We start from the raw sequence: 15,826 nt of genomic DNA, 5'->3' as shown, positions 1-15,826 counted from the left end.
CCTGCTCCTCTCCTCGCGGCTGACGCCATGGTCCGCGTGAGGGGACCGGCCCCTACCCACTTCCCGGCGCCCCATCCGCCCCGTCGTCACCGGACGGCGTGAGGCGCACGTCCCCCATCGGCGGCCGGGCCCTCACCGCTCGTTCCCGGAGAGCGGTGGCAGAGGCGTGCGCAGGGCGCTCTCGTCGCGGGTCCAGGCGTTCACCACGTGGCTGCCGAGCCGGTCCTCCAGGAGGCAGGTCGCGGCGATGCCGAAGGAGACCTCGGGAGCGAGCGCGGGCTCGTCCTCCAGGAGACCGCCCACGACCTCACGGCGCACCAGCTGCTCATGGACTGCGTCGGCCTCCACGTGCTCCTCGAAGTACCGCTCGGCGGCGGGGCCCGCCCCGGTCCGACGCAGTGCCGCGACGATGCGGGAGGCGGCGGGCGGCGAGGTCGTCTCCAGCACGGCGAAGTGCCCCACGAGCGCCCCGCGCAGTCTCCTGTGCAGGCCGAACAGCGACATCAGGTTCGAGACGGCCAGGAGCTCCGCACCGGCGGCGTCCGTGCAGCTCCCGTACGAGGGGTCGAGACCCAGGTCGGCCATGAGGTCCGCGTAGAGCCGGGAATGCATCCGCTCCGCCCGCCCGGAGCCGTACTCGTCGTACTCGACCGCGACCATCGCCGCCTTGGCGCGCCCGCGCAGCCGGGGCACGACCCACAGGTGCGGATCGGCCTCACGCAGCTGATGCACGGAACGCAGCGCCGCGTACTCCCGCAGGTGCCACAGCTCGCCCCGGGACATCAGGAAGTGCGAGACGTCGGAGTCGTCGTCCAACTCGACGAGCAGGACCGACAGGGCTTCGTCGAGGTCCGCGAGATGCCGGCAGTCGTGGCGCAGCGCGCTCTCGAAGCGGTGCTCCATCAGGGCCCGCACCCGGAGCAGGTCGGGGTCCCACTCCAGAGTGTCGGGAACCCCCGCGAAGCCCCGGTAGTGGAGCTCGTAGCAGAGGTGGAGGGCCAGGTGGAGGTCCTCGCCGTACGGGGAGCAGCGCGCGATCTCCCCTGCCCGCGGCAGCCGCGCGGGACTGCCGCCGAGGAGCCGGTCCCGTACGGCGCGGGAGATCTCGCCGCGCGCCTCGGGCGTCTCGGGCTCCGTGGCGGGAGCCGTCAGGAGCAGTGTCATGACCTCTCCGCCTCCCCGGTCGCGCGGCGGGAGCGGCGGCGTACGCGCGGCCGGTGGCTCGTGTCGCAGAACGGCGCCCGCAGGCTCCGCCGGCAGGTGCAGAGGGCCATCACGGGCCGCTCGCAGCGGATCACCGTCCCGTCCGGCATGACGATCTCCGCGGGCCCCTCGACGAGCAGCGGACCCTCCGGCAGCGGCCGGATGCGCGGCGGATCCGAACGGGCCCGTCGGGGGCCGGGACCTCCCGCTCCGTCGTCTTCCGCGGACCGCACCTGCGGGGTGTCCTCGTTAGGGGAAGCAGACATCACCCACACCACCCATCGCGTCGACTGCGTCGGTACCGCACGACTGCCCGTTCCTCCGGGCCCGAACCACGCCCGGGGACGGGGCCGCGGAGTAATGGATTCCGGACGGCCGCAACGGGCAGTCGCCAGAGCGAGACCACGACCGGACGGAGGCGGCTCACATGCGTGGGAACGACGACGGCACAACGGCGATGGACGGGCACGCGCTCAGCGACGCGGAGTTCCGGGACCTGATGACGGAGGCGCGCGCCGAGCTGCGGCGGCGCTGGATCGGTGGGACGCCCCAGGGGGAGCCCGACTACGCCCTGCGCACCCAGCACGCCGAGTTCGGGGCCGCCGCCCACTGACCCGGCGGACCGACCGAGGAGGAACCACGAGCGTGGACGAGGAGACGACCGGGACGGAGGCACCACTGCGCTCCGTCGGGAAACGCGACGGCGCCACCGGCGGCCGACGCGGCGGGCTCCGTCCCGCCGACAGCCGGGCCAGGCCCGGCGCCGAGGCGGGAGAGCGCGACGCGCGCGGCTCCGCCCGGCCCGAGCCGGAGCGGCCCGGCCCTTACCCCGGCCCGCTGCCGAGCAGCCCCGACGAAGAGCCCCGCGTCTGATCCCGGGCGGAGGCCTGCCCTCTACGACTTCTGCCCGGCGCGAACCCCCTCGGTGATGCGCTTGCCGATGCCCGCGTCGATGTTGCTCCAGTACGCGAAGGCGCGTTCCAGGACCGGTTCGCTCACGCCGTCGAGCAGGTGGCCCACCACGTTGTCCACGAGCCGGTCGCGGGCCGCGTCGTCCATGACCTCGCGCACGAGGGTGCCGGGCTGCCCCCAGTCGTCGTCCTCGGGGTGCGCGACGTACGCCGTCCGGGTGATCTCCCCGTCGACGCTCCAGCTCGGCGGACTTCCGTACCGTTCGGTGTCCGCCGCGGGCCCGCCCTTGGAGTTCGGCGCGTACACCGGGTCAGAGGTCTTCCGGTACGCCATCGCCCCGTCCTTCGAGTACGTGTGGACGTCGACGACCGGCGCGTTGACCGGAAGCTGCTGGTAGTTGGTGCCGATGCGGGCGCGGTGGGCGTCCGCGTACGAGAAGAGCCTGGCCAGCAGCATCCGGTCGGGGCTCGGCCCGATGCCGGGAACGAAGTTGTTCGGCTGGAACGCCGCCTGCTCGATCTCGGCGTGGTTGTCGGTCGGGTTGCGGTCCAGCGTCATCCGGCCCACGGGGATGAGCGGGTAGTCGCCGTGCGGCCAGACCTTGGTGAGGTCGAACGGGTTGAACCGGTACCCGGCGGCGTCCTCGTACGGCATGACCTGGACGTGCAGCGTCCACGACGGGAAGTCGCCGTCCCGGATGTGCTCGAACAGGTCCCGCATGTGGAAGTCCGCGTCGGCGCCCGCCATCCGGTCCGCCTCGTCCTGGGTGAGGAACTCGATGCCCTGGTCGGTCTTGAAGTGGTACTTCACCCAGAACCGCTCACCGGACGCGTTGATCCACATGTACGTGTGCGAGGTGTAGCCGTTCATGTGGCGCCAGGTCCGGGGGACGCCGCGATCTCCCATCAGCCAGGTGACCTGGTGCGCGGACTCGGGCGAGAGGGTCCAGAAGTCCCACTGCATGTCGTGGTCGCGCAGGTTGTTGTCCGCCCGGCGCTTCTGGGACCGGATGAAGTGCTGGAACTTCATCGGGTCCTTGACGAAGAAGACCGGCGTGTTGTTGCCGACCATGTCGTAGTTGCCCTCGGACGTGTAGAACTTCACCGCGAAGCCGCGCGGGTCACGCCAGGTGTCCGGGCTGCCGCGCTCACCGGCCACCGTGGAGAACCGTGCGACCAGATCGGTACGGGCACCCGGCTGGAACAGTGCCGCCCGGGTGTAGCGGCTCACGTCATGGGTGACCTCGAAACGGCCGAACGCCCCGCTGCCCTTGGCATGCGGCTGGCGCTCCGGGATCCGTTCCCGGTTGAACTGCGCCATCTGCTCGATCAGGTAGGCGTCCTGGAGGAGGATCGGACCTCCCGGCCCCACGGTGAGCGAATGCTCATCACTCTCCACCGGAGCGCCGGAATCGGTCGTCGTCGCGGGTCGGATCTCGGTCATCGCCCTGCCTTTCGTCGTGGCGCACGCCCACCCACCCTCGTCCGGATCGACAGAAGCCGCTACCGGGGAGATCACGCTGTGTCGCCGACCGATCCAGGGCGTCACCGAACGTGCGGGGCGAGAGGCGCTGGCGGCTTCGCGCAGTGGCCGAGGGCGTCCTGACCGTCCGCTACACCCCCCCGCACCACCGAGCGCACCGCGGCTCAGCCGGCGGTGTGATCCCGTCACCCGGCACCGACAAGGGCTGCCGTCGCCCACGGCTCTCCGCGCGCAGCCACCGCCACCGAACTTCTGCTCCCTGACCCCTCGTGTCGTGTCTGGCCGGGTTTCGGTTCGAGGGTTGAGGCACTCTGAGGCGGGGCCGGAAGCGGGCTTCCGGAACTCGGTCCGGTGACGGGTGCCGAGAAGGGGCCGCCGGCTCCGCCACCGGTGCACCGGTGGCCTGACAGGGCCGCGCAACACAGAAGGAGAACCGTCATGACGCTTCAGCGGATGGACAACATCGGCATCGTCGTCGAGGACCTGGACGCCGCCGTGGCCTTCTTCACCGCACTGGGCATGGAGGTCGAAGGCAAGGCGCAGATCGAAGGCCCCTTCGCGGATCACGCCGTCGGACTCGACGGGGTCCGCAGCGACATGGCGATGATGCGGACCCCGGACGGTCACAGCAAACTGGAGCTCGCGCAGTACCACGCCCCCGCTGCGGTGCGCGACGGTTCGCGCAACCCACAGCCGAACACTCTCGGTCTCCACCGGGTCATGTTCGCCGTCGACGACCTCGACGACACCATCGCCCGCCTGCGCTCCCACGGAGCCGAACTGATCGGCGAGGTGGCGCAGTACAAGGACATCTACCGCCTCTGCTACCTCCGCGGCCCCTCGGGCATCATCCTCGCCCTGGCCGAACAGATCGGTTGAGGCGCCGCGCGCCAAGGGCCAGTCGCCGCCGGACGCGCGTCAGGGCTGTGCGGCGTCGGTCGCCTGGGAGACGAGGACGCGGGGGAGCCCGGTCGGGTGCTCCCTGGCGAGCCAGTCGACGAGCTCCTCCCGTACGGCACAACGGGTCGTCCACAGGTCGTCCGGGTCCTTGGCGGTCACGAGGGCGCGGACGGTGATGCCGGTCGGCGAGGTGTCGGTGACGGCGAGGCCCCAGGCCCGGCCGTCCCAGCCGGGACAGGTGTCGAGGAACTTGCGCAGGTGGGTGCGCATCAGATCGACGGGCGCGGAGTGGTCGCAGTGGACGAAGACCGTCCCCGTCGACTCGTTGCCGCCGCGCGACCAGTTCTCGAAGGGCCGGGAGGTGAAGTAGGAGACCGGCAGGGTGACGCGGCGCTCGTCCCACGTCCGGACGGTGAGGAAGGTGAGCGTCACCTCTTCCACGATGCCCCACTGCTCGTCGACGACCACCGTGTCGCCGATGCGCACCATGTCGCCGAAGGCGATCTGGAAACCCGCGAAGAGGTTGCCGAGCGTCGACTGCGCCGCCACGCCCGCCACGATGCCGATGACCCCGGCGGAGGCGAGCAGCGACGTGCCGAGCCCGCGGAACGTGGGGAACGTGACGAGTACGAAGGCGGCGGCGATCACGCCCACGGCCACCGACATCACCCGGGTGAGCAGCGTGACCTGTGTCCGTACGCGGCGCAGCCGGGCCGCGTCGCGCGTACGCCCCGCGTACCGCGCGTACGCGGACTCGACGACGGCCGAGACGACGCGGATCGTCAGCCAGGCGCCGCCTCCGATCAGGCACAGCAGGAGGATGTGGTCCAGCACCGCGGCACGGTCCAGCAGCGGAGGCCAATCGGTCGCGCGGTAGGACCACCGGAACACGACGCACAGCAGAACGGCGTAGAGCGGCGTACGACAGCGCCTCAGCAACCCCCAGAGGGGGGTGTAGGGGTGGCGTGCGTCCGCGTACCGGGCGAAGAGCTCCGCCGCCCTGCCGACGGCCAGTGCCACCAGCACCGAGCCGCCGAGGACGAGCGCCAGTCGAACAACGCTTTCCATGACTCCCCACTCGACGAAGGAAACGTGGTCGTCCTTCTCGCCTCACCGTCGGCGCGTTCGGCAAACACACGAGAGCCCGAGGCGCTCGAGGATGTTCGGGAGTCGGGCCGGGGGCGCCCCCCCCTCAGCAGTCGCGGGGGATCGAGCCGTGCGCCGGCGGCTCACCGGCCCGGCGGATGCCACTCGGCGAGGAGGATCGTGGCGTCGTCGTGCAGACGTTGGTCCTGGTGCACGAGGATCTGCTGGATGAGGCGGCGCAGGGCTTCGGGGGCGGGGAGACCGGCCGCGAGGGAACGGACGACGGCGTCGGCCAGGCGCTGCTCGCCGAAGAGCTCGCCGGCGGAGGAGCGTGCCTCGGTGACGCCGTCGGTGAACAGCAGCAACCGGTCCCCCGGCTGCAGATGCGTGCTGTGGAGGGCCGGAGCCGGGATGTCGTACCCGGTCAGCCCGAGCGGTGGGTGGGCCGTGCGGGCGAGCGCTCCGGTCACGACGTGGCCGTCACGGATCAGCAGCGGTGCGGGATGGCCGCAGTTGATCCAGTCGAGCCGGCCGGTGGTGGTGTCGAGGTCGGCCAGGACGCAGGTCAGCAACCGCTCCGGGATCCAGCGGTCCAAGGTGCGACTGATCTCTTCGGCGACGTCGACGAGCTGCCCGCCCGCGCGCCGGGTGGAACGGCAGGCGGCCAACGCCACAGCGCTGCAGCCGCCGGAGGCGAGGTCGTGGCCCATGGCGTCCAGCAGCGTCAGGTGCAGCACCTCCCCGGCCAGGCTGTGGTCGTACGCATCTCCTCCCACCTCGTACGCGGGCTCCAGGAGGGCGCTGGAGGTCACCGCCGAGGTGCCGATGGTGCGTGGTGGCACGAACGCCCACAGCAGCTCCGCCTGCAGGCTCATCGGCCGGGTGCGCATGGTGTCGGCGAGGAGGTCGCTGTACGGCTGCTTGGTCGCCAGGATCAGAGCGACCAACCCGGCGAGGGCCTCGCACCGGTGCAGCAGCGACGCGTCGAGGTCCGGCGCCGTCACCCGCAGCACCCCCAGCCGGCCGATGCCGTCCACGACCGGGATCCATCCCGTCCGTTCGGTGTCGTCGGCGTCCGGCAGGCTCACCTGAACGGTCTCGGTGCGGTAGGCGCGTCCGGCGAGTGAGTTGTCGACGGGCAGGGTCTCCAGGCCCACGGTCTCACCCTCGGCGATCCGGCTTCGCGCCTGCTCGGAGGTCAGGAGCGCGACGAGGCCGAGCTGCTGCAGGTCGGCCACGTACACGCCGGCATCGGTCAGTCCCAGACGCCGCCCCGCATCCTGTACGAGATCGGAGATCGCATGGGGTCCGACGCGGTGGGACGCGGCCAGCACGTCGGCCAGGACCGCTCCCAGAGTGTCGCTCTCCACCGGCACCCGTCCGCCTTTCGCCACCGGTCACCGGCCGACCCCGGTGACCGTCTCATCATGGGCTGAACAGGGCCGCCCGCGGCGGCGCCGCGCGCGACGAGGGGGAGCATCGGCCCTGCATCTCCGTGTCCCCTGATGGCCGGTTTGCGTCTCAGGACGTGGGGCACGCGGACTTCCATGCGTCCCGGAGACCCCGAAGGACCGGGACGGCACAACCCGGCAGTACGAGCAACGGGAAAGGACGGGAGTCGTCGGTGACCGCAACCGTCCTGGCCGTCGTAGCGATGGTCGTCCCGGGATGCGTCGCCGGCATGGCGGTGGACCGCCGACGGCGGACGCGGCTGCGCGACCGCTCCGGGCCCGCGTACGACCGCGACGTACGGGAGCGACACGGAGACGACGGTCACCCACGACCGGCGTGACCTGCTCTGAGGCGGCCCGCACGTCCGGTGCCGCGACGGACACGACGTACACGACGCACAGTGATGGAGGAGTGGCAGCGATGACCGAACATCTCTGGTCCTACAGCACGGAGTCCGGCCACCTGGCGGGCACCGACCTCACCGGATGGCGGGTCGAGGCGGCCGACGGCCACATCGGCAAGGTGGACGAGCATTCGGACGAGGTGGACGACTCGTATCTGGTCGTGGACACGGGCGTCTGGATCTTCGGCAAGGAGGTGCTGATCCCGGCGAGCACGGTGACCCGCGTCGACCTGGAGCGGCACGCGGTCCTCCTCGGCCTGTCCAAGGAACAGGTGAAGGACGCACCCGAGTTCGTCTCCGACAAGCACCTCGCCGACCTGCGGTACCGCGAGGAGCTCAGCCAGTACTACCGCCCCGGCGGTCCCTTCCCGGGCGGCACGGGCGCCCTGTGACGGGCCGTGGTTCCGGAACGGGAGGGTACGGCCGCCCGCATGACGCGCGTTTCGCTCCGTCTCCCGGGCAGGGGCACGGCGTGGACCAGTCGAAGACGCCGGTGCCGGACGCTCTCGCCTCGTGCCATGCGGTCGGCCAGACCCCTTCACACCGCCAGGCCACAAGCAGGGGGCGCGGGGCCGACCCGCAGGTCCGGGCGGTCCTCGGAGGCGACGTGTTCCGTTCGGACGTGCTCGCGGCCAACGACGACCGTACGTCCTCGCGCGGTGTCGTCGAGGAGGCGCAGGGCCTCGTGGCGGACGCCGCCGGTGCCGACCACGCCTTCTTCTCCACCTGCGGAAGCTCCCTCTCCGCGAAGGCCGCGATGCAGTCCGTCACCGGTCCGCACGAGAAACTGCCGGTGGGACGCGACGCCCGTACGTCCGTGGTCTCGGGCCTCGTTCCGTCCGGAGTCAGGCCTGTCCGGGTAGGGCCCCAGTGGGACGCAGAACGCCACCTCGCCCCCGAGGACCTCCTCGGTACCACCAGCCCGTCCGCCCTCGTCCACGCCGCCCTCGACGGCATGCGCGTCCACGACCGCGAGGACTTCTGCGGGGCCCGGCAAGGCCACCGACCCGGACCCGCTCCAGATCAACATCGGCATCAGCGCCTGGCAGGGGACCGGCTACAGCGCGGCCGACCGGCTACGCACCCCTGCCCGCCGGGCGTCCAGCGCGTGCTGCACTCGGCACTGGACGCCCACATCGACACCGACCCGGCAGAAGCGGCCCTCCGCGTGATGGAGCGGAACGTGTCGGCGCTGTTGTGCACGAGCGACGTGATCACGTTCAGTGACGGAACGGCGGCTGACGGCGAGCGCGCACCCCGCTGCCGGCGTGACGGCGCACGGTTCGGAAAACGTCGGTACGTGCGCACGATCCACCGTGTTCATGCGTACGGGGAGGGGTACATGTAGGGAGACCGCGACCGGAGCGCCCGTGCACCAGGTCTGTGGCATGCTCGGCATATGAAGGCTGAGCCAGCGACCTCGGCCGGCGGCGCGTCTCCGGAGGTGCTGGCGCTGGCAAAGGTGGTGAGCAGGCTGCGGGCCGAGGTCGCGGACCTCGAGGCCGGAGCCGCGGCGGCCGCCGTCCTCGAACGGGCTTCGGGCGTGCTCATGGCCCGTGAGGGGACCTCCGCCGAAGAAGCACATGAACTCCTGCGGGAGCGTGCCGCGCGGCACGACCGCACCCTCGCCGAGGAATGCTGGCTCACGCTGGGAATCACCGGCCGGACACCGGCCTCCCGACCGCCTCCCGCCCCTGTCGGCGCCGCGCCGTCTCCGTTCGACGCCGCCCGGTACGCGGTACGTCCGGCCGACAAGGCCCAGCATGTGCTCCTCGCCCGCTTGGCCGATGGCCTGGCCGCCGCGAGCACCGCGAGCGAGGTGGCCCAGCTGCTCCTGCTCGTCCTGGGCGATGCCGAGCAGGTGGACGCGGTCATGATCTACGCCTTGGGGGGCTCTGGAAGTCTGGAGCTGACGGGCCACGCCGGGTTCGACCCGTCTCTGACCGAACAGTGGAGTCACGTCCCGCCCATGGCGGGCGTGGCGGCGCGGGAGGCCCTGACCGAGGCCCGTGCGGTGTGGCTGGAGAACGCCCGGCTGGACGCCGACCGGTACCTGCTCATCGGCGGCCCGTGGCCCTCGCGTGCCTGGATCCCGCTGCCGGGGGAGCGACCGGCGACCCTCGCCGTCGGCTTCTTCCGGACCGTGGCGGGGCCCTTCTCCCACGGCACCCGGAGCCTGCTCCGCCGCGCGGTCCGGCTGTGCGAAGGACGCCTGCGCGACTCCGGGAGGCCGGGCGCTCCTGCGTCGACGGACGAGGACGACAGCGTGGTGGCCGTCCAGGAGATCTTCGACGCCCTCTCCGGCCCCGCGGTCCTGCTGACCCCGATGCGTTCGGCCGACGGCCGCGTCGAGGACTTCCGGATCGACGCGGCGGCCGCCGAATCGGTCGACGTCGCCGGGCGGCGAGGCAGGGAGCTGGTCGGCCGCAGGATCCTGGAGACGTATCCGACGGTGGCCGGAAGCGACCTGTGGGAGGGGTACCTCGACGCCCTGACGACGGGAACGGTCTACGAAGGGCTGCCGTTCACGTACGAGGAGACGGCCCCGGGGGTGCCCTACGAGTCCGTCTACTCGGTGCGGGTCTCACCGCTGGGCGGCCGACTGGTGGTCTGCTGGATCCGCCACGACACCAGCGAGCGCGAGACACGCCGCCTGGACGACCTGCAACGCCTGGGCAACCTCGGCTGGGCGAGCTGGAACCTGACGACCGACACCATCACCTGGTCCGATCAGGTCTACACCATTTTCGTCCGCGACCCGCGACTGGGGCCGGTGTCCCTGGAGGAACTCCCCGCCCACCTCGTCCCGGACGATCTCGCGCGGCTCGGCGCGGCCGTTCAGCGCCTGCTGGGCGACGGCACGGCGATCGACGAGCCCTTCCGCATCGCCACCGCGCACGGCGTACGGCACCTCCGGATCGTCGCCGAGGCCCACGCGGACTCGGCCGGCACCCCCGTCGAGGTCCACGGCTTCTTCCAGGACCTCACCGCACAGCGCGGCACCGAGATCGCCCTCCGCGAGAGCGAACGGGACAACCTGGTCCAGCGGGGCATGCTCAAGGCCGAACGTGCCCTCGCCGCCCGGCTGCAGGAGACTCTGCTGCCCATCCCCGAACAGTCGCTGGACCTCACCGACCTGCGCGTCGACGTCGCCTACCTGCCCGCCGAAACGGGCGTGAACGTCGGAGGAGACTGGTACAGCGCCATCACGCTCCCCGACGGCGGCGCCCTCTTCGTCGTCGGCGACGTCGCCGGTCACGGCCTGACAGCCGTCGGCACCATGGCTCAACTCCGCTTCACCGCGAAGGGGATGGGCATCACCGGATCCAAGCTCCCCGTCGTCCTGAGCCGCCTCAACGCGCTGCTGCTCCACACCGCCACCGAGTCGTACTCCGCCACCGCGACCATGGTCATGGCGCGGTACCGGCCCGAGGACCACCAGCTGACCTGGGTCAGAGCCGGGCACCTGCCACCCCTGCTGATCCGCGACGGCGCGGCACGGTACCTGGCCCAGCCCGAAGGATGCCTGCTCGGTGCCTCGTTCGAGGCGCCGTACGGACAGGCCTTGCTCACCCTCGTGCCGGGCGACCACCTCGTTCTCTACACCGACGGCCTCGTCGAAGTCCCCCACGAGGACATCGACGAGGGGCTCAGGCAACTGGCGGACACGGCGGCCCGCCTCGTGCGGGAGGGGAACGCCCGAACCCTCGCCCGCACCCTGGCCGCCGGGCGCCCACGCCACCGCGACGACATCTGCGTCCTCGACATCCACCTGCCCGTCCCGAATTCCCGGCCGATGAGGACCGGATGAATCCGGAGCCGTTTCCTCCGTGACGACCCGGCTACGCACCGGCACCCCCCACCGGCCCGCCGGCGCAGGGTGCGCCACAGCCGGGGATATCCGGAGACCAGGTCAGAGGCGTTCGCACTGCTGGAGGATCCCGTCCGCGGAGAAGCAGAGAGCGCCGAGACCAAGAAGAGGACGGAGCCCAGCCGGTTCACCGCGACGATCCACCAGCCGAGGCTGCGCCGCAGGGCACGGCCTCGGCTGGTGGCAGATCTCGGCGAACACCAGCGTGCCGACGAACAGGACGAAGGCGCTCAGCCAGTCGACCCGCATCGGCTCGTGGCTCCACCACCGCCACCGCTGGGTGACGAGGGCTGCTTCCCCGCCGGGTACGTGACGCGGGGCGTCGAGCCTGCGGAGCCGGGCAAGGGCGGTGTCGTCGGCGCCGGCTTGACGGGCGTCTGCCGTTAGGGGTCGACGCCTTTGGCGGAACGGGTGGTTACGTGGTCGTCAGTGACCTCGTGCACCGTCCAGTCCATGGCCTCTCCCCAGAACCGGGCCATCGCTCGCGGGTCGGTGCAGTCGACCACCACCCCGGCGATCGGCCCGGCGCCGCTTGATCTGTACGAGTCGTGCCGCGCTGCGCAGAGCCTGGAAGCCGCCGTCGGCCGGCGCTCGGATGAGGGGATGACCTGACCGTCGCTCCTGACATCTGGACCCGGCCGGAAGCCCGGCTCATCGGTTGGGGCGCTTGAAGACGTTGAGCGTCTTCGTGAGGGACCTGAAGGGGGAGACGTCCTGCTCGGCCGGCGTCGACGTGGGCGTCCGGGGCGGCACGTCGCCGCCGGCCGTTTCGGCCAGTGCCGCCAGGGCCGACTCGGCGGCCTCCTGGTACAGGTTGCACGACACCGTCATGGCTTCGAGCGCCTTGGCGTACTTGGTGACCATCGCCCGTGCGTGCACCAGCTCCTCGTCCGGGGTGAGGAGGTGCCAGCCTTGGCGCAGTCGCGTCAGAGCCCGCTCGGCGTCGACCGCGAGCGGCCGCGGGAGCGAGGCGAAATCCAGGATCTTCGCGAGGAGCTCGGTCGGCTCCGTACCGTCCAGGAAGACATCACGTACCGTGAACCGCTCCGCTTCGTACTCCGGCACGGGGGGCAGGATGACGGCGCCACCGCGCGGAAGCCCCACGCCCAGCTCACGCTTCATCGCGAAGTCGGCGATCAGTGCCTGGTCCGGCGTGGCACGGTGCTCGACCACCCGGTGCCTGAGGCTCTTCGGCAGGAACGCCGTGACCGGTCGCCGCCCCGGCGCGTCCGGCGTCATCGCCTCGTGCACCACGACGTGGATGTTCCAGCTCTGCTGGGTGCAGTCCCGCAGCACGCGGCGCAACTCGCCGTCGTCCTTGGGCAGGTGGTTCGTCGTCCGCAGGCGCACGCCCGGCACCATCTCGTGGTCCCAGGCGACCTGACCGCTGTCGGGCCAGAACATGGTGGCGGGCGAGGGCCAGTCCGCCTCCCACGCCCGCTCCGCCTCCGCGGCGAGGACCCAGGTGACCCCGTCGCGCTCGATACGGCGGGACTCGGGGTCGTACGTGGTCAGATGGGCGCGCACGGTGACCTCGTCGGCGACGCGCCATCGGGCCTCGAAGACGCGGCGGGCCAGCGGTCCGGGATCGGCGGACCCGTCCCTCGGGAACAGGTCGGTGGAGCGGGCCGCCTCGACGGGGTCGAGCTCCAGGAAATCGTCGATCACCCGAGCCGCCTTGAGGGCGATCAGGTTACGCCGGACGTCCTGCTCCGCCTCGGACCCGAGGTGGCGCCCACGCCCGAGCCACGCGGTGGCGGGGGCGATGGTCGATGAAGTGCTGTTCCTGGCCATGAAACCGTTCAATGGGGTGATCACGTCGCGACCAGTATGGTCCGTGGGAGCCGGGTCCACCAGGCTGCACCCCGCTTTCACCGGCTGACGGATCGACGCTGTCGAGGCGTGCTGCGCCCGGGGAGTGCTGCAGGGAGGAGACGGAGGGTACGGGCGCCGAAGCGGCGCCGGGTGCCCCGTGAGTCCTCGGCGAACGGGCCTGGCCGGCGACCCCCTCCGCACGGCATGCCACCGCGGCCTTCGCGCGGTCAGCAGGACGCAGGTCGACCCTGGACGAATCAGCATGCTTTGTTTCGTCTTATCCGGGTAGCGGACCAATAGTTCTGGAGGTGACGGGCATGGCCGCTGGCAAGAAGGCCAAGAACATGGGCAAGACCGCCAAGGGCAAGACGAAGGAGGTCACGGGCAAGGCCGTCGGCAACGAGAGCCTGGAGATGAAGGGGCGTGCCGAGCAGGCCGCCGCCGATGCGAAGCAGGCTGCCCAGAAGGCGAAGGACGCGCTCAAGCACTGATCTTCGGCAACGGCAGGTGAGGAGGCCGACGGCGGGGGCCGTCGGCCTCCTCACCTGCCGTCGTGGCGCGCCGTCGTGGCGGGACCCAAGCCGGTGGCCGTGCGTGAGCACGGCCACGACGGGACGGTCCGGTGGGGTTCAGCGTCGACGCCGCGAGGGACTGGGCTCCTCGTCCTCGTAGGCGTCTTCCTCGTACTCCTCGCCCTCCTCGCCGAGGTCTTCCTCCGGTTCCTCCTCGCCTTCTTCCTCTTCGGCCTCCTCGTCCCTTCCGCCCTCCTCGTCCTCGTCTTCCGGCGCGTCCTCCTCCGGTTCCTCCTCGCCCTCCTCCTCGCCCTCCTCCTCCAGGGCTTCCTCGTGAGTGAGGACGACCTCGCCGTCCTCGATCTGCCCGCGCCAGCCTTCTGGCTCCTCGTTGGAGAGAGACACGAAGCGATCGAAGTTCTTCAGGTCCAGACGCATGCGCCGGCCTTGTGCCCGCCAGAGGTTTCCGGTCTTCTCGAAGAGCCCGGCGGGGTAGTACTCCACGACCAGGAGGATCCGGGTGAGGGAGGGGCCGAGCTCGTGGAAGCTCACGCAACCGCGTGTGGTCCCCTTGGCTCCTTCTGAGGTCCAGACGATCCTCTCGTCCGGTATCTGCTCCTGCACGGTGGCTTTCCAGCTGCGGGTGGAGGGGCCGACCTTGACCTTCCAGTCGCTGGTCGTGTCGTCACCTTGAGAGACGTTGCGCACACCCTTGGCGAAACCGCTGAAGTCCTCGTACTGCGTCCAGTGGTCGTAAGCGGTGCGCAGGGGCACGCCGACGTCGATGGTCTCGACGATGTTCATGGCCTTGCCGCCGCCCTTGCGGCCCCGCTTCTTGCCGCCGAGCAGTCCGGAGCCCACGTCCTTGACCTTGTCCTTGAGGCCGTCGACGGTGTGGCCGAGCATGGCCTTCACAGGTGAGTCGCCCTGAAGCAGGCGGCCGCCGATGTCCCCGAGACTGCCGCCGTTCTCCGCGACGTCCTGGAGGCCGTCGGTCAGATCGCCCAGTTTGTCCACGGCCTTGTCCGCGAGATGGCCCGTCTGAGTGGCCAGATACGCGGAGGCCTCTTCCATCAGCCGGTCGAACCCGGACCGGTCGTCGCTGTTCGCGCGATTGGTGGCCATGGTTCACCTCCGAGCAGTGGTCTTGCGGCTGGTCGTCTTGGCGGTCTTCTTCGCCGCGGTCTTGGACGCGGGAGCACGCCCCGCACTCTTCTTGGCCGCCGTCTTCTTGGCCGGCGGTTTCGACGCGGCCTTCTTGGCAGGGGCCTTCTTGGCAGGGGTGCTGCGCTTCGTCCCGCTCGGGGAGCGCTTGCCCGTCGTGCCGGTCCCCGTCCGCCGCGTGGGAGCCTTCGTCCCGGCGCTCGCGCTCTTGCCCGCGGTCTTGCTCGGGGCCTTGCTCGCGCTCTTGCCGGCGGTCTTCTTCGCGGGCGCGGTCTTCTTGGCCGGGGCCGCACGCTTCGCCGGGGCCGCACGCTTCGCCGGGGCGGCCTTCTTCGCCGGGGCGGTCTTGCGGGCCGGGGCCCGGCGCTGGGTCGTCTTGGAGGGCGACGCGGAGGCAGAGCGGCGGGCGGTGCGGCGGCGAGTCGGCGGTGCTTCCTCTTCCCCCGCCTCGTCCTGCTCCTCCTCCTCGTCCTCGCCGAGGTCCTCCTCCGGTTCCTCCTCCGGTTCCTCCTCGGCCGAGGGTTCCGCGGCCCCGGTCTCCTCCTCTTCGGGTTCTTCCTCCTCGGCCCACTCGTCCTCGTAGGGCTCCTCCTCGTAGTCGCCTTCCGCCTCGTCGTACTCCTCCTCCGCGTCGTCCCCGCTGCCCTGTTCCAGGGCGAGAGTGCGTTCGTGCAGGGAGTCGGCAAAATCGGCCATCCGGCGGTTCGCGGTGGCCACGAGCGCCTTGCGTCCGGCGTCGAGGGCCTCACCCTTGATCTGGTCGCCGAGCTCGGCCACCTGGGGCATTTCGGCCAGCTTCTTCAGGCCTTGAGTCGCGAGCTCGCGCGGGTCGAGGCCGAAACGCCGGCCCGCGGCGTACGTGATCAGGGAGAAGGCCAGGCGTCCCTTCTTCATCCGCCCCAGTAGGTAGCCCCCGGCGACTGCGGCCGCCAAGGCGATCTTGGTCGTGTCCTCCATGAGCTTTTCCCTTCACCTGGTGACCCGGTCGTCACCGCGACTCCGTGCGCCACGGCGGATGCCCTGGTG

At 71.1% G+C, this 15,826-nt stretch carries 15 protein-coding genes and 2 pseudogenes; 8 read left to right on the top strand and 9 right to left on the bottom strand.

What is annotated here, in order from left to right; all coding sequences use genetic code 11:
* Window positions 1-132 precede the first annotated feature (132 nt).
* Both ACFYX3_RS37770 and ACFYX3_RS37765 read right to left on the bottom strand, forming a co-directional pair.
* Window positions 133-1,164 (bottom strand): iron-containing redox enzyme family protein, encoded by a 1,032-nt coding sequence (locus tag ACFYX3_RS37770; protein WP_389023860.1) that lies wholly within the window; start codon window positions 1,162-1,164, stop codon window positions 133-135.
* On the bottom strand, window positions 1,161-1,469 hold the full coding sequence (locus tag ACFYX3_RS37765) for a CDGSH iron-sulfur domain-containing protein (protein ID WP_389023857.1): 309 nt from the start codon (window positions 1,467-1,469) through the stop codon (window positions 1,161-1,163). Before ACFYX3_RS37765 ends, ACFYX3_RS37770 begins: the two co-directional genes overlap by 4 nt.
* A gap of 161 nt (window positions 1,470-1,630) precedes the next feature.
* Here ACFYX3_RS37765 and ACFYX3_RS37760 point away from each other — a divergent pair, with 161 nt between their 5' ends.
* Together ACFYX3_RS37760 and ACFYX3_RS37755 are read left to right on the top strand one after the other, a co-directional pair.
* Window positions 1,631-1,816, top strand: coding sequence for a hypothetical protein (locus ACFYX3_RS37760; protein ID WP_389023854.1), 186 nt, complete (start codon window positions 1,631-1,633; stop codon window positions 1,814-1,816).
* A gap of 32 nt (window positions 1,817-1,848) precedes the next feature.
* Entirely contained in the window at window positions 1,849-2,076 is a 228-nt protein-coding gene (locus ACFYX3_RS37755) for a hypothetical protein (RefSeq protein WP_389023851.1), read from the top strand.
* A gap of 21 nt (window positions 2,077-2,097) precedes the next feature.
* Here the strand turns inward: ACFYX3_RS37755 and ACFYX3_RS37750 are convergent, their stop codons facing one another.
* Window positions 2,098-3,558, bottom strand: coding sequence for a catalase (locus ACFYX3_RS37750; RefSeq protein WP_389023848.1), 1,461 nt, complete (start codon window positions 3,556-3,558; stop codon window positions 2,098-2,100).
* 477 nt (window positions 3,559-4,035) lie between these two features.
* Between ACFYX3_RS37750 and ACFYX3_RS37745 the strand changes: the two genes are divergently transcribed.
* Window positions 4,036-4,476: a VOC family protein gene (locus ACFYX3_RS37745; RefSeq protein ID WP_376594292.1), complete on the top strand. Its 441-nt coding sequence runs from the start codon at window positions 4,036-4,038 to the stop codon at window positions 4,474-4,476.
* A gap of 39 nt (window positions 4,477-4,515) precedes the next feature.
* Here ACFYX3_RS37745 and ACFYX3_RS37740 read toward each other — a convergent pair whose 3' ends face one another.
* Window positions 4,516-5,565: a mechanosensitive ion channel family protein gene (locus tag ACFYX3_RS37740; protein WP_389023844.1), complete on the bottom strand. Its 1,050-nt coding sequence runs from the start codon at window positions 5,563-5,565 to the stop codon at window positions 4,516-4,518.
* 161 nt (window positions 5,566-5,726) lie between these two features.
* Entirely contained in the window at window positions 5,727-6,953 is a 1,227-nt protein-coding gene (locus tag ACFYX3_RS37735) for a PP2C family protein-serine/threonine phosphatase (RefSeq protein ID WP_389023841.1), read from the bottom strand.
* 254 nt (window positions 6,954-7,207) lie between these two features.
* Between ACFYX3_RS37735 and ACFYX3_RS37730 the strand changes: the two genes are divergently transcribed.
* The 4 genes and pseudogenes from ACFYX3_RS37730 (at window position 7,208) to ACFYX3_RS37715 (ending at window position 11,249) form a co-directional block, all read left to right on the top strand.
* A complete protein-coding gene (locus ACFYX3_RS37730) occupies window positions 7,208-7,375 on the top strand; it encodes a hypothetical protein (RefSeq protein ID WP_389023838.1) in 168 nt (55 codons plus the stop codon).
* Window positions 7,376-7,455: 80 nt separating this feature from the next.
* Entirely contained in the window at window positions 7,456-7,830 is a 375-nt protein-coding gene (locus tag ACFYX3_RS37725) for a PRC-barrel domain-containing protein (protein ID WP_389023835.1), read from the top strand.
* A gap of 80 nt (window positions 7,831-7,910) precedes the next feature.
* A pseudogene (locus ACFYX3_RS37720) lies at window positions 7,911-8,523 on the top strand (hypothetical protein); the annotation flags it as partial.
* A 314-nt stretch (window positions 8,524-8,837) separates the two neighbouring features.
* The gene (locus ACFYX3_RS37715) at window positions 8,838-11,249 is read left to right on the top strand and encodes a SpoIIE family protein phosphatase (protein WP_389023832.1); all 2,412 of its coding nucleotides are present in this window, start codon (window positions 8,838-8,840) and stop codon (window positions 11,247-11,249) included.
* A 446-nt stretch (window positions 11,250-11,695) separates the two neighbouring features.
* On the opposite strand, the pseudogene ACFYX3_RS37710 reads toward ACFYX3_RS37715, so the two are convergent.
* Window positions 11,696-11,833, bottom strand: a pseudogene (locus tag ACFYX3_RS37710) (VOC family protein); the annotation flags it as partial.
* Between the two features lie 127 nt (window positions 11,834-11,960).
* Window positions 11,961-13,103: a hypothetical protein gene (locus ACFYX3_RS37705; RefSeq protein ID WP_389023829.1), complete on the bottom strand. Its 1,143-nt coding sequence runs from the start codon at window positions 13,101-13,103 to the stop codon at window positions 11,961-11,963.
* A 338-nt stretch (window positions 13,104-13,441) separates the two neighbouring features.
* On the opposite strand from ACFYX3_RS37705, the gene ACFYX3_RS37700 reads away from it, so the two are divergent.
* Window positions 13,442-13,615: a CsbD family protein gene (locus ACFYX3_RS37700; protein ID WP_389023826.1), complete on the top strand. Its 174-nt coding sequence runs from the start codon at window positions 13,442-13,444 to the stop codon at window positions 13,613-13,615.
* Between the two features lie 138 nt (window positions 13,616-13,753).
* Here the strand turns inward: ACFYX3_RS37700 and ACFYX3_RS37695 are convergent, their stop codons facing one another.
* Window positions 13,754-14,761 carry an SRPBCC family protein gene (locus ACFYX3_RS37695; protein WP_389023823.1) on the bottom strand — a complete coding sequence of 336 codons (1,008 nt, stop codon included), beginning with the start codon at window positions 14,759-14,761 and terminating at the stop codon, window positions 13,754-13,756.
* Between the two features lie 3 nt (window positions 14,762-14,764).
* Window positions 14,765-15,757, bottom strand: a complete 993-nt coding sequence (locus ACFYX3_RS37690) for a histone protein (RefSeq protein WP_389023820.1) — start codon at window positions 15,755-15,757, stop codon at window positions 14,765-14,767.
* Window positions 15,758-15,826 lie beyond the last annotated feature (69 nt).

Origin of the sequence: Streptomyces sp. NPDC002463, from assembly GCF_042889835.1 — a bacterium.
In the GTDB taxonomy this organism is placed as follows: Bacteria; Actinomycetota; Actinomycetes; order Streptomycetales; family Streptomycetaceae; genus Streptomyces; species Streptomyces nymphaeiformis.
This window is presented reverse-complemented; position numbering and strand designations above follow the sequence as displayed.